At 70.6% G+C, this 22,520-nt stretch carries 17 protein-coding genes and 2 pseudogenes; 9 read left to right on the top strand and 10 right to left on the bottom strand.

From position 1 onward, the window contains the following. Positions 1 to 19: 19 nt before the first annotated feature. Together ACIP79_RS40665 and ACIP79_RS40660 are read right to left on the bottom strand one after the other, a co-directional pair. Positions 20 to 2,053, bottom strand: a complete 2,034-nt coding sequence (locus tag ACIP79_RS40665) for a CocE/NonD family hydrolase (protein ID WP_401232528.1) — start codon at positions 2,051 to 2,053, stop codon at positions 20 to 22. 36 nt (positions 2,054 to 2,089) lie between these two features. Beyond that, a complete protein-coding gene (locus ACIP79_RS40660; RefSeq protein WP_401232525.1) occupies positions 2,090 to 3,598 on the bottom strand; it encodes a peptide MFS transporter in 1,509 nt (502 codons plus the stop codon). Positions 3,599 to 4,131: 533 nt separating this feature from the next. Here ACIP79_RS40660 and ACIP79_RS40655 point away from each other — a divergent pair. The 5 genes from ACIP79_RS40655 to ACIP79_RS40635 all read left to right on the top strand — a co-directional run bounded on the left by ACIP79_RS40655 (position 4,132) and on the right by ACIP79_RS40635 (position 9,866). Continuing rightward, positions 4,132 to 5,142 carry a polyprenyl synthetase family protein gene (locus ACIP79_RS40655; RefSeq protein WP_401232521.1) on the top strand — a complete coding sequence of 337 codons (1,011 nt, stop codon included), beginning with the start codon at positions 4,132 to 4,134 and terminating at the stop codon, positions 5,140 to 5,142. 222 nt (positions 5,143 to 5,364) lie between these two features. Next, the gene (locus ACIP79_RS40650) at positions 5,365 to 6,306 is read left to right on the top strand and encodes a CHRD domain-containing protein (protein ID WP_401232519.1); all 942 of its coding nucleotides are present in this window, start codon (positions 5,365 to 5,367) and stop codon (positions 6,304 to 6,306) included. Between the two features lie 234 nt (positions 6,307 to 6,540). Further along, the gene (locus tag ACIP79_RS40645; RefSeq protein ID WP_401232517.1) at positions 6,541 to 7,755 is read left to right on the top strand and encodes an outer membrane lipoprotein carrier protein LolA; all 1,215 of its coding nucleotides are present in this window, start codon (positions 6,541 to 6,543) and stop codon (positions 7,753 to 7,755) included. A 97-nt stretch (positions 7,756 to 7,852) separates the two neighbouring features. Next, the gene (locus ACIP79_RS40640; protein ID WP_401232514.1) at positions 7,853 to 8,986 is read left to right on the top strand and encodes an ABC transporter ATP-binding protein; all 1,134 of its coding nucleotides are present in this window, start codon (positions 7,853 to 7,855) and stop codon (positions 8,984 to 8,986) included. Next, positions 8,973 to 9,866, top strand: a complete 894-nt coding sequence (locus tag ACIP79_RS40635) for an ABC transporter permease (RefSeq protein WP_401232511.1) — start codon at positions 8,973 to 8,975, stop codon at positions 9,864 to 9,866. The genes ACIP79_RS40640 and ACIP79_RS40635 overlap by 14 nt, the downstream gene beginning before the upstream one ends. 33 nt (positions 9,867 to 9,899) lie before the next feature. On the opposite strand, the gene ACIP79_RS40630 is transcribed toward ACIP79_RS40635, so the two are convergent. Further along, entirely contained in the window at positions 9,900 to 10,481 is a 582-nt protein-coding gene (locus ACIP79_RS40630) for a flavodoxin family protein (protein WP_401232509.1), read from the bottom strand. Between the two features lie 330 nt (positions 10,482 to 10,811). On the opposite strand from ACIP79_RS40630, the gene ACIP79_RS40625 reads away from it, so the two are divergent. Continuing rightward, positions 10,812 to 12,221, top strand: a complete 1,410-nt coding sequence (locus tag ACIP79_RS40625) for a tetratricopeptide repeat protein (RefSeq protein WP_401232506.1) — start codon at positions 10,812 to 10,814, stop codon at positions 12,219 to 12,221. A gap of 268 nt (positions 12,222 to 12,489) precedes the next feature. Here ACIP79_RS40625 and ACIP79_RS40620 read toward each other — a convergent pair whose 3' ends face one another. Together ACIP79_RS40620 and ACIP79_RS40615 are read right to left on the bottom strand one after the other, a co-directional pair. After that, on the bottom strand, positions 12,490 to 13,431 hold the full coding sequence (locus ACIP79_RS40620) for a M28 family metallopeptidase (RefSeq protein WP_401232503.1): 942 nt from the start codon (positions 13,429 to 13,431) through the stop codon (positions 12,490 to 12,492). A gap of 188 nt (positions 13,432 to 13,619) precedes the next feature. Beyond that, positions 13,620 to 14,078, bottom strand: a complete 459-nt coding sequence (locus ACIP79_RS40615) for a VOC family protein (RefSeq protein ID WP_401232500.1) — start codon at positions 14,076 to 14,078, stop codon at positions 13,620 to 13,622. Between ACIP79_RS40615 and ACIP79_RS40610 the strand changes: the two genes are divergently transcribed. Continuing rightward, positions 14,077 to 14,736 carry a CGNR zinc finger domain-containing protein gene (locus tag ACIP79_RS40610; protein WP_401232497.1) on the top strand — a complete coding sequence of 220 codons (660 nt, stop codon included), beginning with the start codon at positions 14,077 to 14,079 and terminating at the stop codon, positions 14,734 to 14,736. The genes ACIP79_RS40615 and ACIP79_RS40610 overlap by 2 nt on opposite strands. On the opposite strand, the gene ACIP79_RS40605 is transcribed toward ACIP79_RS40610, so the two are convergent. Beyond that, on the bottom strand, positions 14,733 to 15,179 hold the full coding sequence (locus tag ACIP79_RS40605) for a winged helix-turn-helix transcriptional regulator (RefSeq protein WP_401232494.1): 447 nt from the start codon (positions 15,177 to 15,179) through the stop codon (positions 14,733 to 14,735). The two genes, ACIP79_RS40610 and ACIP79_RS40605, sit on opposite strands and share 4 nt — an antisense overlap. An 86-nt stretch (positions 15,180 to 15,265) precedes the next feature. Between ACIP79_RS40605 and ACIP79_RS40600 the strand changes: the two genes are divergently transcribed. After that, positions 15,266 to 16,759 (top strand): MFS transporter, encoded by a 1,494-nt coding sequence (locus tag ACIP79_RS40600; RefSeq protein ID WP_401232491.1) that lies wholly within the window; start codon positions 15,266 to 15,268, stop codon positions 16,757 to 16,759. Here the strand turns inward: ACIP79_RS40600 and rarD are convergent. Together rarD and ACIP79_RS40590 are read right to left on the bottom strand one after the other, a co-directional pair. Continuing rightward, positions 16,744 to 17,463: pseudogene (rarD, locus tag ACIP79_RS40595) on the bottom strand (EamA family transporter RarD); the annotation flags it as partial. The gene ACIP79_RS40600 and the pseudogene rarD overlap by 16 nt on opposite strands. 212 nt (positions 17,464 to 17,675) lie before the next feature. Beyond that, entirely contained in the window at positions 17,676 to 18,530 is an 855-nt protein-coding gene (locus tag ACIP79_RS40590) for an NAD(P)H-binding protein (RefSeq protein WP_401232488.1), read from the bottom strand. An 89-nt stretch (positions 18,531 to 18,619) separates the two neighbouring features. Between ACIP79_RS40590 and ACIP79_RS40585 the strand changes: the two are divergent. Next, positions 18,620 to 18,997: pseudogene (locus ACIP79_RS40585) on the top strand (winged helix-turn-helix transcriptional regulator); the annotation flags it as partial. 142 nt (positions 18,998 to 19,139) lie between these two features. Here the strand turns inward: ACIP79_RS40585 and ACIP79_RS40580 are convergent. Together ACIP79_RS40580 and ACIP79_RS40575 are read right to left on the bottom strand one after the other, a co-directional pair. Beyond that, positions 19,140 to 20,141, bottom strand: coding sequence for a 2-oxoacid:ferredoxin oxidoreductase subunit beta (locus ACIP79_RS40580; protein WP_401232559.1), 1,002 nt, complete (start codon positions 20,139 to 20,141; stop codon positions 19,140 to 19,142). 142 nt (positions 20,142 to 20,283) lie between these two features. Beyond that, entirely contained in the window at positions 20,284 to 22,215 is a 1,932-nt protein-coding gene (locus ACIP79_RS40575; RefSeq protein WP_401232485.1) for a 2-oxoacid:acceptor oxidoreductase subunit alpha, read from the bottom strand. Positions 22,216 to 22,520 lie beyond the last annotated feature (305 nt).

Here is a 22,520-nt window from a genome sequence, read left to right as displayed (position 1 = left end):
GCCCCCGGCCTCTGCCGCCCTATCCCGCCGTCCGCGGAATCCGCTTCTCCCAGGTCCGGTGGAAGACCACCGAGTCCCCGTCCCGGCAGATCACCTCGTTGAAGGTGATGAAGTCCTCAGCGTCGCAGGAGATTTCGGACGTGGTCGAGACCCGCGCGTCCCACGGCAGGTCCGGCCGGTGCAGGCGGATCGACCAGGTCGAACGGGCGCGGGCGGAGAGCGGGTCGGACTCGTTGATCGTGTACGTCTCCAACGCGTCCTCGGTGAACTCGAGACCGTCGGGATACACGCGGGTGCCGCCGTAACGGGGGTCGACCTCAAGTCGCCACTCGCCCTTGGCCACGTCCCGCACCACCAGTCGCTCGGGCCGGGGTTCGTCCAGGGTCGCGGGCACGACCACTCCCAGCGGCTCGGACTCCTCGGGTTCCTCGAAGGAGATGGGGAAGTCCGACTGCCGTTCCCGCAGCGGGAGTTCGAGGGCGCTGCCGTCCGGGTCGAGGGTGAGGCCCGCCTCGGAGCCCGGCTGGGGCCAGATCCAGGGCCAGTACGCGGAGGAGACGGAGAGGCGGATCCGGTGTCCGGGCGGGAAGGCGTAGCCGATGCCGTTCAGTTCGAGAACCACGTCCTCCGTGGTGCCCGGATTCCACGGGACCGTCAGATCGCGGCCGTGGCGCGCCGACAGGTTCAGCGCACCCCGGGTGACGAGTGTCGAGGAGCCGTCCGGAGCGACGTCGCACACGCGGGCGACGACCTGCCCGCGCGCGGCGTGCGAGGTGAGCCGCAACCGCACCTTCGGCCGGCCCAACACCCAGGTCTCCTCCGGGACTTCGAACTCGAAGCAGGCCGAGCGCCCGTCCTCCTCCTGCTGGTCGGGCGGCAGGTCCGCGTCGTTGCCGAAGGGGAAGAAGCGGCCCGCGTCCACACCGGTGTGCTGCGGCGAGCGGATCAGGACCGGTTTGCCCTGGAGTTCGTACGACACCGGTGTCACGGAGGGGGACGGCCAGGCCGCGTCGCCCACCCAGCGGCCGGGCAACTCGTCGTAGACCGTGGCCGGAAGGTGCGAGTCCATGACGTACGAGCGCAGCAGTGGCTCCGCCATCACGCCGGTGTCGCCATCGCTATTGCCGTCGAAGTCGCCGTCGCCGTCCCGCAGCCAGTGGTCCCACCAGCGCAGCGTCTCCTGGAGGAAGCCGATCGCCGGTCCGGGCGGCAGGTCCCGGTCGGGGTACTGGTGCGACCAGGGGCCGATCAGACCTCGTACGCGATCCGGGGGCAGGTTCTCGACCAGACGAAGGACCGTGTCCCGGTAGGGGTCGTGCCAGCCGCCGACCGCGAGGACGGCGGCCTGGATCGCGCTGTAGTCCTCGCAGACGCTGCCGTGCTTCCAGTACGCGTCCCGGGTCTGGTGGGACAGCCAGGTGTGGAGGTACGGCTCCACCGCCTCCAGGCGGGTGGCCCACATGTCGTGCCACATCACCTCGCCGACGTGCGCGGGGTCCGGCGGGCGCGCGACGAAGGCGAGCATGGTGGCCGCCCAGGCGTGCATGTCGACCGCGAGGACGGAACCACCCATGTAGTGCACGTCGTTGTCGAAGCGGTCGTCCGTGGAGCAGACCGTGACGACCGCCTTGAGCGGCTCGGGCGCGAGAGCCGCGATCTGGAGTGAGTTGAAACCGCCCCAGGAGATCCCGAACATGCCGACCCTGCCCGAGCACCAGGGCTGGGAGGCGAGCCAGTTGACCACCTCGACCCCGTCGGCCAGCTCCACCCGCGAGTACTCGTCGGTCGGCAGGCCCTCCGAGTTCCCGTGGCCGCGGACGTCCACCCGGACGGAGGCGTAGCCGTGACCGGCGTACCAGGGATGGCGCTGCCAGTCGCGCGGCGCGGTCCAGTCCGTGAGGCGGTAGGGGAGGTATTCCAGGAGCGCCGGGACGGGTTCGTCGGTCAGCGGGCGCCAGACGCGGGCGTACAGGCGGGTGCCGTCCGGCAGGGGGATGAGGACGTCCTCGTGAGCCGTCTCGTAGGGGAAGGACTCGGGGATGCGGATGCTCATGGGGGTCACCTCAGTGGACAGGGTCCGTGGTGCGGCTCAGTGGACGGGGTGCATCGTGCGGCGCAGCCAGGGGGCGAGTGCCATCACGGCGAGGCCCGCGGCGACCGCGATCGCGCCGTTGACGCCGAAGTAGGCGGGCTTGGACACGTCGTCGTAGAGCTTCACGGTCTGCGCCTGGATGCCGTTGGCGAGGGCGAGGGACAGGAACCAGAGGGACATCGTCTGACTGGAGAAGGCGACGGGTGCGAGCTTGGTGGTGGCCGACATCCCGGAGGTTTCGAGGAGGACGTCGCCGAGACCCAGGAGCAGGTACGAGCCGACGATCCACCAGACCGACATCAGGTAGTCGTCGCCGCTGTGGCCGCTGGTCGGCAGCACGATCAGGAGGAAGGACAGACCGCCGAGTACGACCCCGATCGCGATCTTGTTGGAGGCGTGCGGCTGGCTGTGGCCCATCCGCACCCACAGCGCGGCGACCACGGGCGCCAGGGCGACCTCGAAGGCGCCGAGCGCGGAGGCGTACCAACTGGCCGGGAAGTCGTAGCCGAGGATGGTGGTCTCGGCGTTCGACGCGGCGAGCAGCATCATCGTCGAGTAGGCCTGGAAGAGGATGAAGTTGAAGACGGTCGAGGCGAGGAAGAGCACGATGTACGGGCGCAGCCTGCCGCGTTCGGCGTCCGTCACCCGGGGACTCCTGAACATCACCGCGAAGTAGACGACCGGCGCGATCACCGAGACGAGGGTGAGCAGGTCGACGAAGCGGTCCATCGTCAGACAGCCGGTGACGGCGAGGAGGGCCGCCAGCACGGCCGCCGCCAGGAGGCCGAGGGCGATCAGCAGGACGGCGCGGCGCATCGCGTCCGGAGTGAGGGCGAATTCCGCGGCGCGCTTGCGTCCGGCCAGGTGACGGCGGCCCATGACGTACTGGATCAGGCCGAACGTCATGCCGATCGCCGCCGCGGAGAATCCCCAGTGCCAGCCCCGGTGGTCGCCCAGCCAGCCGGTGACGAGCGGGCCCGCGAACGCGCCGATGTTGATCGACATGTAGTAGAGGGCGAAGCCCGCGTCCCGGCGCTCGTCCTCGGTGCGGTAGAGCTTGCCGACCATGGTGGCGACGTTGGGCTTGAGCAGGCCGGTGCCCGCGCTGATCAGGCCCAGGCCGACCCAGGTCATGGTGGCCGTCGGAACGGCCATGGCGTAGTGGCCGCAGGCGATCAGGACCCCGCCCCACAGGACGGCGCGGTACGAGCCGAGGATGCGGTCGGCGAGCCAGCCGCCGGCGACCGAGACGAGGTAGACGAGCGTTCCGTACGCGGCGGACACCGAGGCGGCCGTGCCCGACGACATGCCCATGCCGCCGTGCGCGACGGTGTCGGCGAAGTAGAGGACGAGGATCGCCTGCATGCCGAGGAACGAGAAGCGCTCCCAGACCTCCAGGCCGGAGAGAGTGAGCAGGCCCCGGGGCTGGCCGAAGAAGGCGTGGTCGTCACCCGGCGGCGGAGCGGGTTCGTCGCCTGGCGCGGTTTCGACGGTGCTTCGGGACACGGCGGCCGGTCTCCTCGCGGGTCGCGGGTACTGGCTGAAAATGAACGGTGGGGCAGGGCCGCCGGGCGGCGGGAAGGGGGCGTTCGAACGGTTTCGCGGGCCGACTGAACGTTTCCGCATGGCCGACTGAACGGTTCCGCAGGCCGACTGAACGTTTCCGCAAGGCGGCTGAACGGTTCTGCGGAGTGGCTGAACGGTTCGGTGGAGTGGCTGAACGGTTCGGTGGGACAACGGTGGACATCGGATCGGATGATTTGATCAAGAACATACCGCTCGTGATCTCATATCGCCCGGGCGCGAATCCGCTTCCCGTTCGGGTGGGGGTTCCCTGCCGTTCGGACCCGGAGTGTCCCTTCCGCCCGGGGGAACTGGTGAGGGAAGTCGGCTTTGGGGACGGTGGGCGCTCGTGGTGATCGAAACGTGACCGGATACGCTGACTTGAGTGATGGCAGCGACACATCGACAAACCGCGTCACCGGCCGAATGATCGACCGAGTTCGCCATGTGATCGTCAGCAGACAGGAGAACCTCTCGTGACCGTCGTCGGGCCGTTCGGGCTGAGCGTGCGGGACCAGGCTCTCGAAGCCGCTGTCCAGGCCGGATTGGCGGCTGTCGAGGAGGGTTTGCTCGAAGCCACCAAGAGCGAGGTTCCGTTCATCACGGAGGCCGCCCAGCATCTGGTGCGGGCCGGCGGGAAGCGGTTCCGGCCATTGCTGGTGACGCTCGCCGCGCAGTTCGGCGATCCGCACGCGCCCGGTGTCGTGCCCTCGGCCGTGGTCGTCGAACTGACGCATCTCGCCACGCTGTACCACGACGACGTGATGGACGAGGCGGACGTGCGGCGCGGGGTGGACAGCGCGAACACCCGCTGGGGGAACTCGGTGGCGGTCCTCACCGGCGACTTCCTCTTCGCGCGCGCCTCCTACATCCTGGCGGACCTCGGGCCCGACGCCGTCCGTATCCAGGCCGAGGCGTTCGAGCGGCTCGTCACTGGTCAGATCCTGGAGACCGCGGGCCCCCGCGACGGACGCGACCCGGTCGACCACTACCTCGACGTGCTCAGCGGCAAGACCGGTTCGCTGGTCGCCGTCGCCTGCCGGTTCGGCGCGATGATGTCGGGGGCCGACGAGACGGTCGTGGACGTGCTGACGCAGTACGGCGAGCGGCTCGGTGTCGCCTTCCAGCTCGCGGACGACGTACTGGACATCGCGTCCGACTCGCGCGACTCGGGGAAGACGCCGGGGACCGATCTCCGCGAGGGGATTCCCACGATGCCGGTGCTGCGGCTGCGTGAGCGGGTGGCGCGGCTCGGTCTCGCCGAGGACATCGCGCTGAGCGAGCTGCTGGACTCCGACCTCACCGATGACGCCCGGCACGCCGAGGCACTGGCCCGGCTGCGCGCGCATCCCGCCCTTGAGCAGGCCCGCCGGGACACCGTGCGGTATGCCCAGGAAGCCCGCGCCGCGCTCGCCCCGCTCCCGGAGTGCGACGCGAAGTCCGCGCTGGTGGAACTGTGCGACGCGGTGGTGCACCGGGCGGGTTGATCCGGCGGGGTTTTCCGACGCCGGGCGGGCTGACCCCGCAGGGTTCCTGACATCGGGCGGCTGCCCCACAGATCCGGCAAGGTCCGGCAAGGTCCGGCCGCCCTTCCCGCCCTGTGGCCCAGGTCACACCCTCACGTTGAGTGCTGCCCGAGATCCGGTTCGTATATCTCCCCGAAGCCGACGCAGGGGGCGTCAGGTGAGATATGGGGAGAAACCAGAATCATGGGATCCAACGGCACGTTCACCGCACGGCGCAAGAGCCTGGTCCTCGCCGGTGTCGCGGTGCTGGCCGCGGCCGGTGTCGGCGCCGCCGCTCTACCGGCCGCCGCGGACGCGAGCGGTCGCGCCGAGGCCGGCACCATCCTCGCGACCAGCCTCAACGGCGCCAACGGGGTGCCCGTACAGGGCGGCCCGGCCGTGGGCGACAAGGACGGTGCGGCGCTGGAGTTCGTCAAGATCGACGGCGACCGGGTGTCCGTCGCCGTGAAGTGGCGCGGCATCGGCAGGCCGACCGCGCTCCACATCCACCAGGGCGCCACCGCCACCAACGGCGACGTCAAGGTCGACTTCACCGGGCTGCTGGCCAGGAGCCGGGGCCGCAGCGTCACCGGGACCGTCACGGTCAAGGACGCCGCGCTGCTGGAGCGGCTGAAGAGCGACCCGGGTTCGTTCTACGCCAACCTGCGCACCGCGCGCTTCCCGGGCGGCGCCGTCCGCGGCCGGCTCCACAAGGTCACCGGCACCTTCGACTTCCGCGACGCCCTGAAGAACTTCCAGGCGTCCGTGGTCAAGGGCGAGCAGATCTACGAGTGCAAGGCGGCCGAGGGCGGCGGCCACGCCTTCGCCCAGCGCGATGTCTCCGCCGTGCTGGGTGGTCACATCGCACACTCGTTCGTCGCGCCCAACTCCGGAACACCGCAGTGGATCGCGCCCGACGGCAGCGCGGTGACCGGCGCGGTGATCAGCAGGACCCCGAACGGCGCCAACATCCCCGAACTGGACCTCACGGCCACCCGGTCGGGCGAGCACCGCGGCCTGCTGGCCGGCACGCAGGAGATCCTCCGCCTCAACACCGTGGGCGGCGTCGCCCCGGCCGGGTCCTGCACGCCGGGCGCGGTCGTGGGCGTGCCCTACCAGGCGGACTACGTGTTCGTGCAGCGCTGACCGTTCGCCCGAAGAGGTGGCGTCCCCTCCGAACCCCTACGGGTTGGGGGAGGCGCCACCTCTCGGCGTCATACCGCAGGAGTACGCGGAGTTGAGTCCGGGGTCTGACGCTTCTCTCCCGTCGATTTGGTCTGATTGAGAACACCACTCCTCACCGGTTCGGGTGAGAATGGCGGCTAAGGGTGGACAAGTGCAGCGCGACGAGCCGCCGCCGACGACGGAGGTAAGGCACACATGGCACCGTACGAATCCGACGACAGCACGAGCGCCGGCGAGGCCGAGGACGTGCGAGCCGGCCGGCGGAAGGCGGCGCGTTACGTCGTCCCGGTCGCGGTGATGGGGGTGGCGGCGGCGACCATCGGGCTCGTCCCGGCGCTCGCCGACTCCGGAGACCCGGACCTGCCCAAGATCAGCGCCCAGCAGCTCATCGAGAAGATCGCCGAGTCGGACGTGGAGCAGTTGTCCGGCACCGTGAAGATCAGCACCGACCTGGGCCTTCCGGACCTGGGCGGCCTGGGGAGCAGCTTCGCCTCCGGGGCCGTACAGGGTGGCGAGGACGGCTCGTCCGCCGACCCGTCCTCCAAGCTCATGGAGCTGGCCTCCGGCACGCACACCCTGCGTGTCGCGGCCGACGGCCCGGACAGGACCAAGGTCTCCCTCCTGGACAGCGCCGCCGAGTACAGCCTCATCCACAACGGCACGGACGTGTGGGGATACGACAGCGCGTCGAACGAGGTCTACCACTCGACCGTGCCCAAGTCCGAGGAAGGCGGGAAGGCGGCGCCCGAAGGCGTCCCGGCCACTCCCAAAGAGCTCACCGACGAGGCCCTCAAGGCTGTCGACGACACCACCTCCGTGACCGTCGACGGCACCGCGCAGGTCGCGGGCCGCGACGCCTACAAGCTGCTCATCAAGCCCAAGCAGTCCGGCTCGACGATCGGCGCGATCACCGTCGCGGTCGATTCAAAGACGGGGCTGCCGCTGAAGTTCACGCTGACCCCGGCGAGCGGCGGCGCGGCCGTCGTGGACGCCGGCTTCACCAAGGTCGACTTCTCCAAGCCGGCCGCGTCGACCTTCGACTTCACCCCGCCCAAGGGTGCGAAGGTCACCGAGGGCGACGCCGCACAGGCGCCGGAGACCTCCCGGAAGTCCGACGAGGCGCTGGGCGAAGGGCTCGAAGGCCTCGAAGGCCTGAAGACCATCGGCGAGGGCTGGAACGCCATCGCCCAGTTCGACACCGGCGGCGAGGGCGTACCGTCCGGCTCCTCGGGCAACAGTGACGTCGACGGCTTCCTCGACTCCCTCGGCGACCAGGTCAGCGGCAAGTTCGGCTCGGGCACGGTCTTCTCGACCCGCCTGGTCAACGCGCTGATCACGGACGACGGCAAGGTCTACGCCGGCGCCGTCACCAAGGACGCGCTGGTCAAGGCGGCGAACGCGGCCCAGTAGGACTCACGGGCTCACGGGCACAGGGGCTCACGGGCACAGGGGGCACTCGGGTCCGGTGAGCCCTGAGCCTCGTGGCACAGGACGAATCGAGGAGTCCATGGAGGAACAGTCCGCCGCGGAGCCCGACCCGGTGGACGACGGGGGAGGGACGGCGAGCACGAGGGCGGCGAGCGAGGAAGCGGCCACCAGGGAGGCGGCGACCACGGGAGCGGCCACCACGGAGGCGGCGAGCAAGGGAGCGGCCACCGCGGAGGCGGCGAGCAAGGGAGCGGCCACCTCGGGGGTGGCGACCACGGTGGAGGACGCCGTGATCGTCACCCGCGCGCTCACCAAGCGCTTCCGCGGCGGACAGCTCGCCGTCGACGGCCTGGACCTGACCGTCCCGGCGGGCAGCGTCTTCGGCTTCCTCGGACCGAACGGCTCGGGCAAGACCACCACCATCCGCATGCTGATGGGCCTGATCGAACCGACCTCGGGCACCGCGAGTGTCCTGGGGCAGCCCATGCCCCGGGCCACCCGCGCCGTGCTCCCGCGGGTGGGCGCGCTCATCGAGGGCCCCGCGCTCTACGGCTTCCTCTCCGGGCGCGACAACCTCGTGCGGTACGACGCCGCCGACCCGACCGCCGACCCGCGCACCCGGCGTACGCGCGTCGCCGCCGCCCTCGACCGGGTCGGCCTCGCAGCCGCGGCGGGCAAGAAGGCGAAGGCGTACTCCCTCGGGATGAAGCAGCGGCTCGGGCTCGCGGCGGCGCTGCTCCAGCCCCGCCGCCTGCTCGTCCTGGACGAGCCGACCAACGGGCTCGATCCGCAGGGCATGCGGGAAATCCGCTCCCTGGTAAGGGAGTTGGCCTCGGACGGTACGACGGTCTTCCTCTCCTCGCACCTGCTCGACGAGATCGAGCAGGTGTGCACGCACGCGGCCGTCATGGCTCAAGGGCGGCTCATCGTCCAGGGCGCGGTGGCCGAGCTCGCGGCGGGTGCGCGCGGCCGACTGGTCGTGACGACCCCCGATACGGCGGACGCGGCCCGGGTGTTGAAGGAACAGGGGGTCACGGACCTCGTCGTGACGGAGACCGGGGTGACGGCCGAGCCTCCGGAGCGCGAACTCGCCGAGCTGAACGCCGCGTTGGTCACCGCGGGAGTCCGGGTCCGCGGCTTCGGGGTCCAACGGGCCTCCCTGGAGGACGCGTTCGTGGCGCTGACGGGGGAGGGCTTCGATGTCGCGGGCTGAGGTAGTGACCGAGGCCGGAGCGGGGCGCGCGCCCAGCCCGCTCTGGACGTTGGGGCTCTTCCGCAACGAGCTGGTCACCACCTTCCGGCGGTGGCGGACCATCGCGCTGCTCGGGGTGCTCGCGGCCGTGCCCGTACTCATCGGTATCGCCATCAAGATCGAGACGAGCGACGGATCGGGCGCGGGGCCGGGCGGCGGCGGTGGCGAGGGCCCGGCGTTCATCTCGCAGATCACCAACAACGGCCTGTTCCTGGTGTTCACGGCGCTCGCCGCGACGCTCCCCTTCTTCCTGCCGATGGCCATCGGCGTCATCGCCGGCGACGCGATCGCGGGGGAGGGGAGCGCCGGGACCCTGCGCTACCTCCTGGTCGCGCCCGCGGGCCGCACCCGTCTGCTGCTCACCAAGTACGCGACCACCATGACGTTCTGCCTGGTGGCGACCCTCGTGGTGGCGGTCTCGGCGCTCGCGACGGGCGCGCTGCTGTTCCCGCTGGGCGAGCTGACGACGATCTCCGGCACCCGGATCAGCTTCGCGGAGGGACTCGGCAGAGCCCTGCTCATCGCGCTGGTCGTCGCCGCTTCACTGATCGGGGTCGCGGCTCTCGGCCTCTTCGTCTCGACGCTGACAGGCAGCGGGATCGCGGCGATGGCGACGACCGTGGGGCTCCTCATCACCATCCAGATCCTCGACCAGATCCCCCAGCTCCACGCGCTCCAGCCGTACTTCTTCTCCCACTACTGGCTGTCCTTCGCCGACCTCATGCGCGACCCGGTGTACTGGGACGACCTGGTCCGCAATCTCGGCCTGCAAGCGCTGTACGCGGCCGTCTTCGGCTCGGCCGCCTGGGCACGCTTCACGACGAAGGACATCACGGCCTGAGCCTGATCGGCTCGGTTTCCGGGACGCCGCGGCTCAGCCCTCGTACGGGAACCGCGCGAGCGGCGGTGTCCGTGCGAAGAACGTCTTCGCGCGGGCCAGCGCCTCGGTGTCGTGGAGTACGTCACCGGGCTTGCTGCCGTTGCCGAGCAGGACTCCGCCGAAGCGCATGCCCAGGTACGCGGCCGAGTTGTTGAGGGTGCCGGTCAGCGGGGCGGCGACCTCCTGCTCCTCGTGTGCCAGCGCGGTGACGCCCCAGAGGCTGCGCCCGGCGAGGGTGGCCTTGAAGTCGACGCCGGGGGTGCGCAGCCAGCCGGACCAGTGGTCGAGGTAGCGCTTGGTGGGTGCGGAGACCGAGTACCAGTACAGCGGCGACGCGATGACGATGTCCGTCGCGGCGAGCGTCGCGTCGAGGAGCAGAGCGGTGCTGCCCTCGGTGGGCCGGACGTGGTCGCTGTCGTGGCGCAGGTCCTCGAACTCCGGCAGCGGATGCTCGGCGAGGCTCAGCCACCGCTGTTCGACCCCCGCGGGCAGCTGTTCGGCGGCCCTCCGTGCCAGCAGTTCGGTGTTGCCCCCGGGGCGGCTGCTGCCGAGCAGGAACAGGAAGTGGCGGCTCATGGATCCCCCTGGTTGCGCGAGACGCACGGCGGCTGCCGCGACTGCATGCGTGCACAATATATGCGTACGCATGTAATCGTCCAGGGGTCGCCGCCCCGCGCGGAACGCCGTCGCCATCGTCGACGTTGACGTGCTGTGGTCCACGGGACCAGGGTGGACAGGTGGGCCCGTGCCGTACCGTCTGGTCAGGCACGGGTACCCACGCGAGCCTTTCTCCCCGCCGTGCGGCGGCGAGGACACGGGCCCCGTTCGTCGGGAACGGGCTCACGTTCCTCCTCTTCGACCTCCCTGTCCCCCTTCCTCCCCCCGATCACCCCGAGTGAGGGCACGATGTCTCGACTCAGCCGCGAACAGAAGCGGGAACTCAAGCGGCGCGCTGAGCAGGGTGCCGATCCTGGGGAGTATCCGGCCGCCGCCGCGGCGACGCCGGTCGAGGTGCGGGTGTTCGCCGCCGGGGAGGGACTCGCGCCCGGGGGTGGCGGGGCCGCGGTCGCCGGCCGGCCGGTCGTCCCCGCCCCCGGCCAGAGTGTCCAGGCCGCCGTCCTCGACCACCTCCACCGGCTCGCGCTCTCCACCGGCCGGCCCCTCCTCGCCGAGATCCACGACGAACGCACCGGTTACGTCGTACCGATCCAGGTGTACGTGGACGGATCGAGCGCCTACATGGGGGAGCCGCGTCGATTCGAGCCGAGTCCGCCCCGGTCGCCGCAGCCGCCTCAGCGGTCGTACCCGTACGCGCAGCGCCCCGATCCGCAGCCGCAGCCGTATCCCCAGCCTCAGTCGTATCCCCAGCCTCAGCCTCAGTCGCAGGCGTATCCGCAGCCGCGAGGGCGTGATGCCGAGGCCGGGCGGCCGTCGCAGGCAGCGGCAGGGCGGCCCAACCCGCCGACATCGACTCCGCCGCCTCCGCCGCCTCCGCCGGTTCAGTCGATGCCGTCGGCGGGCCGGCCCCCGGCGGCGCCCGTGCCGCGGCCCGACCCGGTCTGGCCCCCGGCGGCCACCGGCCCCGAGCCGAGCACTCCCGCCCCCTCGGCCTACGCCGTGCGGACCGTGAACGAACCGGCGGGAGGCACCCCGCCCGGAGTGGCGGGCCCGCCGACGGGTGAGTTCGGTCCGGCGCCCGATCCGACCGCCGCGCGCACGCCCCCCAGGGCCCTGATGGGCTTCTCCGACCTGGCGCGCGAGTCGGAGCCGGAGCCGAAGCCCGCCCCCGTGCGGGGGTTCGACGCCGTCGCCGAAGCGGTACTGGCGCCGGTGGTCGAACTGCCCGACGAGGCGGCCTTCCTGGCCGAACCGGTGGGACGGATCAACGAAGCGGTACGGGAGGGCAGGATCGAGGAGGCCGCGGGTTCGGCGGAACGGACTGTCGCGGAGGCCGCGCACGCGCTGGGCCCGGAACACCCGGAGGTGCTGCGGCTGCGCGAACTGGGCGCGTACATCGCCTACTTGGGGGACGACGCGCCTCACGCCCTGCACGTGTCGCTCGACCTGGCCCGGGTGCACCGCCGCCGCCGTGACCCGGACGCCGCGTACGGCAACGTCCAGAGCGCGGCCACCGCCTGGCGCGCGGTCCGCGACCCCTCGCAGGGTCTGGCCCTCGGCCACGACCTGATCGCCGTGTGGAGCGAACTCGCGGCCGAGGGCGGCCCGGCCTCCGAGGACCTCGAAAAACTCGCGTCGGCCCGAACCCGCATGGGCCGCCTGGCCGAACGAGTCGAATCCCAGGCGGGCGACGCCTAGACCCGGGCCCGCACCTGGACCGGACCACTCGGGCCCGGTCACCGCACGCGGGGTGACCGGACGCCAGGGCCCGGCCCGGTGACGCCTGGCCCCGGCCCGGCACCTCGTACACCCGGAGCCCGCACACCCATGGCCGGGGCCGCCCGCCCGAGACGTCCGGCCGGCGGAGCGGCACCGACCGGGGCGGGCTGACCGGACCGCTCCGGGCCCGGTCGTCGACCTCGCGCGGGGTGACCGGACGCCAGTGCCCGGTCACCGTGCGCGGAGACTACGAGGACAACTCCCAGACCGCGTAGGCCAGGGCGTCGCTGTTCCGGTCAAGGGCCGTGTCGTTGATGTTCGACGTCGTGTCGCACGACGAGTGGTAGCAGCGGTCGAAGGCGAGACCGGCCGTGCCGCCCCACTTGGCGGCCTGGGCCGCTGTCTTGATGTAGTCCGCGCCGCTGAACAGACCGCCGACCGGGATGCCCGCGCTGTCGAACGGCGCGTGGTCGGAGCGGCCGTCGCCCTCGGTCTCGATCTCCGTGGAGACGCCGATCCCCGCGTAGTAGGCCTGGAAGGTCTTCTCGATGGTGGGATCGTCGTCGTAGACGAAGTAGCCCGGGTTCGGCGAGCCGATCATGTCGAAGTTCAGGTAGCCGCTGATCCTCGACCGGTCGGTGGTGGAGAGTCTGCTGACGTAGTAGCGCGAGCCGACCATGCCCAGCTCCTCGGCGCCCCACCAGGCGAACCGCAGGTGTTTGGTGGGCTGGTACTGCGCCCGGGAGACGGCGAGCGCGGCTTCCAGTACGGCCGCCGAACCCGACCCGTTGTCGTTGATGCCGGCCCCCGCCGTCACGCTGTCGAGGTGGGACCCGGCCATCACGACCTGGCCGGTGTCACCGCCGGGCCAGTCGGCGATCAGGTTGTACCCGGTACGGCCGCCGGACGTGAACTGCTGGACGGTCGTGGTGAATCCGGCGGCGTTCAGCTTGGCCTGCACGTAGTCGAGCGAGGCCTTGTAGCCGGTGCGGCCGTGCGCGCGGTTGCCGCCGTTGGCGGTCGCGATGGACTGGAGCTGGGCGAGATGGGCCTTGACGTTGGCCACGGGGATGTTGGGCGCGGCGGCCACGCGTGCGGGCGCCGCGCCGGCTATCGAACTGGTGGTGAGGAGCGTGACGGCCGCGACGACCGCGGCCGCGGTGGCACGCCCGGTGACGGAGAGCTTCATGTGGGGGGCTCCGAATTCCGTGGGAATCCACAGGGATTCCACAGTGAATGGGGTGCCTGGATGGTGAAGCTGGGACTGATGCTCCGTCAAGAGCGCTATTTGGTCAGGGAAGTTCGGATATCGGATCGGATCGGATCGGATCCGATCCGATCCGATCCGATCCGATCGGATCGGTACCGTGTCGTCGGCTACTGCACGCAGAACTCGTTCCCCTCGGGGTCCGTCATCACCACCCACTCGCCGCCCGGCTCCTTCACCTCCCGGAGCGCCGTCGCCCCCAGTCCCTCCAGCCGGGCGACCTCATCCGGGCGCCGCTCGGCTCCCGCGTGCAGGTCGAGGTGGAGGCGGTTCTTGACGGTCTTCGGCTCGGGCACGCGCTGGAACAGCAGCCGTCGCCCCAGCCCGATCCCGGTCTCCTCCTCGACGGGGTCGTCCGGATGCCGTACGGCGATCAGGTCCCGCCATGCCCGGCGGCCGTGGGAGTCGACGGTGAGCTCGACGGGCACGGCCTTGAGGCCGAGGAGACGTTCGACGAGCGCGCTGTTGTCCTCGACCTGATAGCCGAGGGCGGCGGCCCAGAAGTCCGCCTGGGCGTGCGGGTCGGCCGCGTCGATGACGAGCTTCCAGTGCAGGGTCGCGTGTGTCATGGTAACCACTTATAGTGGTTACGTGAGCGAGCGTGCAACGGAATCGCCGGGACTGACCCTCGTGTCGTACGGGGGGAAGGCGTTCCGCTTCGACCCGGGAGCCCTCTGTCTGGAGCTGCTGACGACGGGCGGCCCGGGGGAGTTCGCCCGCTTCGAGGTGCTGCACGAGCCCGCGGACCTGGCGCGCTGGGCGGACCGGAGCCGCCTGTCACCCGGACTCGAACTTGCTGTGAGCCCGGGGGAGTTGGAGCGCGCCCGGACGGTCCGCGACGCCCTGTTCCTGCTGACCTCGGCCCGCGCGCACGGCCGCCCGCCGAACCCCCGCGACCTGGCCGTCGTCAACGCCGCCGCGGCCGAACCGCCGCTCGTCGCCCGCATCGAACCGGACGGCACCCGCGGCTGGGCCCCCGGCGCCACGGGCACCCGGCTGCTCTCCACGGTGACGCGCGACGCCGTCGACCTCTTCGCCGGCCCGCACGCCGACCGCGTCCGCGAGTGCGGGTCGGGCAACTGCGCACTGCTCTTCGTCGACACGTCCCGCCCCGGCCGCCGCCGCTGGTGCGCCATGGAGCACTGCGGCAACCTCCACAAGGCCCGCGCACACCGCGCCCGCCGCTCCGGACCGGACCGGACGGCTACTCAGCCGCCGACTGACTAGCCGCTGGCCGACGCCGACGCCGACGCCCGCGAGTCGTAGTCCTCCCGCGCCGAGGCGATCTCCCCCTGGTGCTCCTCCGTCCAGGTCACCAGGGACTGGATGGTGGCGTGCAACGTGCCCCCGAGCGGCGTGAGTTGGTACTCCACCCGCGGTGGCACCACGGCGTGGACCGTCCGCTTCACCAGCCCGTCCCGCTCAAGCTGCCGCAGCGTCACGGTGAGCATCCGCTGGCTGACCCCGTCGATCTCGCGCCGCAACTCCGTGAACCGCAGCACGCGCCGGTCGAGCAGGGCGATCACCAGCAGGGACCACTTGTCGGCGACCCGGTCGAGGATCTGCCGCACCTCGCAGTCCTCCCGGGTGTCCCACTGGAAGGGATCGGCGTCCCCGTAGTCCACGGTGCCTTCGCAGTTACTCGGTGACTTCAAAGTGCCTTCTTCCATACCCGTCGATGCTGCCGCAGGCTGGCCATGGTTACAAGAGGGAACCGACCCTCACTCGCGTAACCGCACCTATCTGAGGAGTCCCCATGGGCACCCGCGCCTGGGCCCTGCTGCTGGTCCTCTGCGGAACGATTTTCCTGGAGGGCATCGACGTCGCCATGCTCGCGGTCGCGATCCCCTCCATCAGGTCCGACCTCGGCCTGTCCACGGCCACCGCGGCCTGGGTGGTGAGCTCCTACGTCCTCGGCTATGCGGGATTCACCCTCCTCGGCGGACGCGCCGCCGACCTGCTCGGCCGCCGCCGGATGTTCCTCGCCTCGCTGACGGTCTTCGTCGCCTTCTCCGGACTCGGCGGCTTCGCCACGGAGGGCTGGATGCTGATCGTCGCCCGCTTCGTCACGGGAGTCTCCGCCGCCTTCATGACCCCGGCCGCGCTGTCGCTGATCACCACGTCGTACGAGGAGGGCCCGCAGCGCAACAAGGCCCTGCTGGTCTTCGCGGGCACGGCGGCCGGCGGCTTCTCCCTCGGCCTCGTCATCGGCGGCCTGCTCACCGAACTCGGCTGGCGCTGGGTGTTCTTCGCGCCGGTACTGCTCGCGGGCGCGATCCTCCTCGCGGCGGTCCGGCTGATCCCCGTACAGCAGGGGCGCCCTCTGCCCCGTACGGCGGGACGGCGGTTCGACCTCCCCGGCGCCGTCACCGCCGCGGGCGCCATGCTCCTCGCGGCCTACGCCGTCATCCGCCTCGAACACGGCCTGGACGGCTGGCGGCCGACCGCGGCGGTGGCAGTCGCCGCGCTGCTCCTCGCCGCGGCCTTCGTCGCCGTCGAACGCCGCGCCGCCAGCCCACTCGTACGCCTCGCACTCCTCCGCAGGGGCTCGGTGGTCCGTGCCGACCTCGGCGCGCTGCTCTTCGTGGGCGCCTTCTTCGGCTTCCAGTTCGTGCTGACGCTCTACCTCCAGGAACTGCGCGGCTGGTCGGCGCTCCAGACGGCGGTCGCGCTCATCGTGATGGGCTGCGACGCGGTACTGGCGCCGACGCTCACGCCGAAACTGGTCGAGCGGTACGGCCACGCCCGGGTGATCCTCGGCGGCTTCGTGCTCGCTGTCCTCGCCTACGGCCTGTTCCTGCCGGTGGGCGCGGACTGGTCCTACGTCGCCATGCTCCCGACGCTGGTCATCGCGGGGGTCGCCTTCGCGCTCGCCTACGGGCCGCTGACCATCGCCGCGACGGACGGGGTGGCCGAGTCGGAACAGGGGCTGGCGAGCGGGCTGCTGCACACGGCGACGCAGTTCGGCTCCGCGATCGGTATCTCGGCCGTGACCGCGGTCTACGGCTTGGCGTCGACGACTTCGGGTCCCGCCGGCACGGGCTCGGGGGAGGGCGACGAACTGTCCGCGTTCCGCGCCGCGCTGACCGTCCCGGTGGCGATGGTGCTCCTGGGGACGCTGGTCTCGGCCCTGGGCGTCCGTGCCGCCCGGCGCGCGGTGCGCAGCGCGTCGAAGGTGAGCAGCGACAGCGCCAGCCAGACCAGCGCGAACCCGGCCCACCGCTCGGGCGGCATGGCCTCGTGGAAGTAGAAGACGCCCAGCAGGAACTGGAAGACCGGTGCCAGGTACTGGAGCAGGCCCAGCGTGGACAGCGGGACCCTGATGGCCGCCGCCCCGAAGCAGACCAGCGGAAGCGCGGTCACCACGCCGGTCGCCGAGAGCAGCGCCATGTGCCCGAGGCCCTCGGCGCCGAAGGTCGCCCTGCCGGTCGCTCCCAGCCACAGCAGGAACGCCAGCGCGGGCAGGAACTGCACGGCGGTCTCCGCGGCGAGCGACTCGATGCCGCCGAGGTTGACCTTCTTCTTGACCAGCCCGTAGGTGGCGAAGGAGAAGGCGAGGGTGAGGGAGATCCACGGCGGGCTGCCGTATCCGAGGGTGAGCACGACCACCGCGACGAAGGCGACGCCGACCGCCGTCCACTGGAGGGGCCGCATCCGTTCCTTGAGGATCAGTACGCCCATCGCGATGGTGACCAGCGGGTTGATGAAGTAGCCGAGCGAGGCCTCGACGACGTGGCCCGAGTTCACGGCCCAGATGTAGACGCCCCAGTTCACGGTGATGAGGGCCGCGGCCGCCGTGATCAGCGCGAGCTTGCGCGGCTGCCGCAGCAGCTCACCGGCCCAGGCCCAGCGCCGTATCACCACGAGCGCGATCCCGACGAAGACCAGCGACCACACCATCCGGTGGGCGAGGATCTCGGCGGCCCCGGCGGGCTTCAGCAGCGGCCAGAACATGGGAACCAGGCCCCACATGCCGTACGCGGCGATGCCGTTCAGCAGACCTATGTGCGCTTCGCCCCGGACCTTCGCCGCCACCGCGTCCTCCTCGCCCCTGCGGCCGTGCTCGTACGGCCTTCAAGAAGGTAGCGCCGAGCACCCCCGCCTGTCATGCCCGTATCGCCATACGGTCATGACAGGCGGAGGTGGCCGGGTGTCGGGGTCCGGGGTCAGGCCTTGAGCGCCGCCGCGACCGACTCGGCGATCGGCGTGGTCGGGCGGCCGGTGAGCCGGGAGAGGTCGCCGGTGGTGACCGCGAGCTCGCCCTTCTCGATGGACTGGTCGACCCCCGCCAGGACGGTGGCGAGCGCCTCGGGCAGCCCGGCGCCGGTCAGGATGCCGATGTAGGTCTCGACGGGGACGGGGCTGTATGCGATCTCCTTGCCGGACCGCGCGGCCACCTCGGCGGCGTACTCGGCGAAGCCGAACGCGGTGTCGCCGCTCAGCTCGTACGTCGAGTTCTCGTGGCCCTCGTCGGTCAGCACCGCCACGGCCGCGGCGGCGTAGTCGGCGCGCGCGGCACCGGCGACCCGGCCGTCACCCGCGGCCTGGACGACCGCGCCGTGCTCCAGGACGGGGGCGAGGTTCTCCGTGTAGTTCTCGTTGTACCAGCCGTTGCGCAGCAGGGAGTACGGCAGTCCGGACGCGAGGAGCGCCTCCTCCGTGGCCCGGTGGTCGTCGGCAAGCGCGGCGGTGAGGGACCCGGGAGCGCTGGTGTACGCGAGGAGCGCGACACCGGCAGCCGCGGCCGCGTCGATGACGACCTTGTGCTGGCCCACCCGGCCGAGGTGGAACTCGTTGCCGGAGATCAGCAGCACCTTGTCACCGGCGGAGAAGAGGCCGTCGAGGGTCTCGGGGGCGTTGTAGTCGGCCACCGCGATCTTCACGCCGCGGGCGGCGAAACCGGCCACCTTCCCCTCGTCGCGCACGACGGCGGTGATCCGGTCGGCCGGGACCTTCTCCAGCAGTCCCTCGATGACGAAACGGCCGAGGTGTCCGGTGGCTCCGGTGACGACGATGCTCATGACTGGTATCTCCTTGTTGGGGGTCTGGCACTAACCCTAGGAGCTGCACTAACTTCTCGAAAGTACCCACTTTGAAGTAAGGTACTGGCATGGCCGTAAGTAGGTGGACCGTCGAGGGCGAGGCGATGTGCCCGTACCGCCTCGTCCTGGAGCACGTCACCAGCCGCTGGGGCGTCCTCGTCCTGATCGAGCTGAACGAACGCTCCTACCGTTTCAGCGAGCTGCGCCGCGCGATCGGCCGCGTCAGCGAGAAGATGCTGACCCAGACCCTCCAGACCCTGGAGCGCGACGGCCTCGTCCACCGCGACGCCAAGCCCGTGATCCCGCCCCGGGTCGACTACTCCCTCACCGACCTGGGCCGCGAGGCCGCCGAACTGGTGAGCGCGCTCGGGCTCTGGACGCAGGAGCGGATGGACGACGTGGTGAAGGCGCGCGAGGCGTACGACAGTGACAGGGCCGCCGCGGACGGGGGCACGGGCAGGGCCGGCCACGGCGAGAAGGAAACGCGCAGGTCGGGCGGCGGCGAGAGGGCAACGCGCGGGGTCGGCGGCGGCGCAAAGGAAACGGCCCGGACCTGACGGTCCGGGCCCTGTCCGACGTGCGGATCGATCAGCCGATGACGGTCCAGGTGTCCTTGCCGGCGAGGAGTGCGGCGAGGTCGCCCTTGCCGTTCTGTTCGATGGCGGTGTCGAGCTGGTCGGACATCTGGGTGTCGTAGACGGGGCGTTGGACGGAGCGCAGGACGCCGATGGGGGTGTGGTGGAGGGTGTCGGGGTCGGCGAGGCGTGACAGGGCGAACGCGGTGGTGGGAGAGGCGGCGTGGGCGTCGTGGACGAGGATCTGTGACCGGTTGTCGCCGGTGACGGCCACCACCTTCAGGTCGCCGCTCGCCGGATCGCGCACGACACCTTGGGAGTTGTCGGTGCCGAAGGTGATGGGGTGGCCGTGTTCGAGGCGGATGACGGCTTCCTGGGCCTGTTGTTTGTCCTTGAGGGCTTCGAAGGCGCCGTCGTTGAAGATGTTGCAGTTCTGGTAGATCTCCACCAGGGCGGTGCCGGGGTGGGCGGCGGCCTGGCGCAGGACGTCGGTGAGGTGTCTGCGGTCGGAGTCGACGGTGCGGGCCACGAACGAGGCTTCCGCGCCGATCGCCAGGGAGACGGGGTTGAACGGGGCGTCGAGGGAGCCCATCGGCGTCGACTTGGTGATCTTGCCGACCTCGCTGGTGGGCGAGTACTGGCCCTTGGTGAGGCCGTAGATCCGGTTGTTGAACAGGAGGATCTTCAGGTTCACGTTGCGGCGCAGGGCGTGGATGAGGTGGTTCCCGCCGATGGACAGGGCGTCCCCGTCGCCGGTGACGACCCACACGCTCAGGTCGCGTCTGCTGGAGGCCAGGCCGGTGGCGATGGCGGGGGCACGGCCGTGGATGGAGTGCATGCCGTAGGTGCTGAGGTAGTACGGGAAACGCGAGGAGCAGCCGATGCCGGAGACGAAGACGATGTTCTCCTTCGCCAGACCCAGTTCGGGCATGAAGCCCTGCACGGCGGCGAGGATGGCGTAGTCACCGCAGCCGGGGCACCAGCGCACTTCCTGGTCGGACTTGAAATCCTTCATCGACTGCACGGCCTCGGCCTTGGGAACCAGGGACAGCGCCTCAACCGCCCCCGCCCCTGTGGCCGTCCCCGCGCCCGTCCCCGTGGCCGTGCCCGGGGCCGTGCCCGTGCCCGTGGCCGTGTCTTGTGGGGTGGTCGTCGTCTCAGCCATCGATGGCCTCCTTCAACGCCGTCGCGAGCTGCTCCGCCTTGAACGGCATACCGTTGACCTGGTTGTAGGAGTGGGCGTCCACCAGGTATTTCGCCCGGATGAGGGTGGCGAGCTGACCCAGGTTCATCTCGGGGATCACCACCTTGTCGTAACCCTTGAGGATCGTGCCCAGGTTGCGGGGGAAGGGGTTGAGGTGGCGCAGGTGGACCTGCGCGATCGGCTCCCCGGCCGCGCGCAGCCGCCGGACCGCCGCCGTGATCGGGCCGTAGGTCGAACCCCAGCCCAGGACCAGCGTGCCGGCCGCCCCGGAGGGATCGTCCACGTCCAGGTCGGGGACCTCGATGCCGTCGATCTTCGCCTGGCGGGTGCGGACCATGAAGTCGTGGTTGGCCGGGTCGTAGGAGATGTTGCCCGTGCCGTCCTGCTTCTCGATCCCCCCGATCCGGTGCTCAAGACCCGGCGTGCCCGGGACCGCCCACGGCCGCGCGAGGGTGAGCGGATCACGCTTGTAGGGCCAGAACACCTCCGTCCCGTCCTCCAGAGTGTGATTGGGCCCCTGCGCGAACCGCACGGTCAGATCGGGCAGTTCCTCGATGTCCGGCACCCGCCACGGCTCACTGCCATTGGCCAGATATCCATCACTCAAAAGGAACACCGGCGTCCGGTAGGTGACGGCGATACGCGCGGCCTCGATGGCCGCCTCGAAACAGTCCGCCGGAGTCCGCGGCGCCACGATCGGCACCGGCGCCTCCCCGTTGCGGCCGAACATCGCCTGCAACAGATCCGCCTGCTCCGTCTTGGTCGGCAGCCCCGTCGACGGCCCGCCCCGCTGAATGTCGATCACCAGCAACGGCAGCTCCAGCGACACCGCCAGCCCGATCGTCTCCGACTTCAGCGCCACACCCGGACCCGACGTCGTCGTCACCGCGAGGGACCCGCCGAACGCCGCACCCAGCGCCGCACCGATCCCCGCGATCTCATCCTCCGCCTGGAACGTGCGCACCCCGAAATTCTTGTGCCGCGACAACTCATGCAGGATGTCCGACGCCGGAGTGATCGGATACGAACCCAGATACAACGGCAGATCCGCCTGCCGCGAAGCCGCGATCAGCCCGTACGACAGGGCCAGGTTCCCCGAGATGTTGCGGTAGGTGCCCGGCGGGAACGTCTGAGCGGCCGGGGCGACCTCGTAGGAGACCGCGAAATCCTCCGTCGTCTCACCGAAGTTCCAGCCCGCCCTAAACGCCGCCAGGTTCGCCGCCGCGATCTCCGGCTTCTTCGCGAACTTCGCCGCCAGGAACCGCTCCGTCCCCTCCGTCGGCCGGTGATACATCCACGACAACAACCCCAGCGCGAACATGTTCTTGCTCCGCTCCGCCTCCTTACGCGACAGATCGAAACCCTTCAACGCCTCCACCGTCATCGTGGTGAGAGGAACGGGATGGACGCTGAACGCGTCCAGCGACCCGTCCTCCAGCGGATTCGCCGCATAGTCGACCTTCGCCATCGCCCGCCTGGTGAACTCGTCCGTATTGACGATGATCTCCGCACCACGCGGCACATCCGCGATGTTCGCCTTCAACGCCGCCGGGTTCATCGCCACCAGCACATCCGGCGCGTCCCCCGGGGTGAGGATGTCGTGGTCGGCGAAATGCAGCTGAAAAGACGAAACGCCCGGCAGGGTTCCTGCGGGCGCCCGGATCTCGGCGGGAAAGTTCGGAAGAGTCGAGAGGTCGTTGCCGAACGACGCCGTCTCGGAGGTGAACCGGTCCCCCGTGAGCTGCATCCCGTCACCCGAGTCACCCGCGAACCGGATGATCACCCGGTCCAGCCGGCGGAGCTCTTTCGCCCCTGCCGGTTTGCGCTGTTCTCCTACGACGGCTCCGTCGGCCTGTTCCGCTGCGCTACTGACCTGGCTGGTCACTGAACTGGACCTCCCTCGAGGCGGCTGTCAGGGAGCGGCCTTCGCGCAGGCCATCCCAGGATCAACCCTACGTCTGTAAGGGTCGCCTTCCCGGGGTCATTCGCACAGTGGACACCATTTTGAGACTGCTTGACGGCCTGACTTGTCATGACTTACCCGCCCCCGACGCTTCCCTTGAAGACGCTCCCGACCGTCCTTCGGTTCTCGTACCGCCCGTTCCTCGGTGCTCACGCCGTTCGGCCGGCTCTGTCGTTCCCTGTGTGCCGACGGCCGCCTTATGCAGTGGCCGTCTGACACAGTGTCAG

Source organism: Streptomyces sp. NPDC088747 (genome assembly GCF_044751025.1).
In the GTDB taxonomy this organism is placed as follows: Bacteria; Actinomycetota; Actinomycetes; order Streptomycetales; family Streptomycetaceae; genus Streptomyces.
This window is presented reverse-complemented; position numbering and strand designations above follow the sequence as displayed.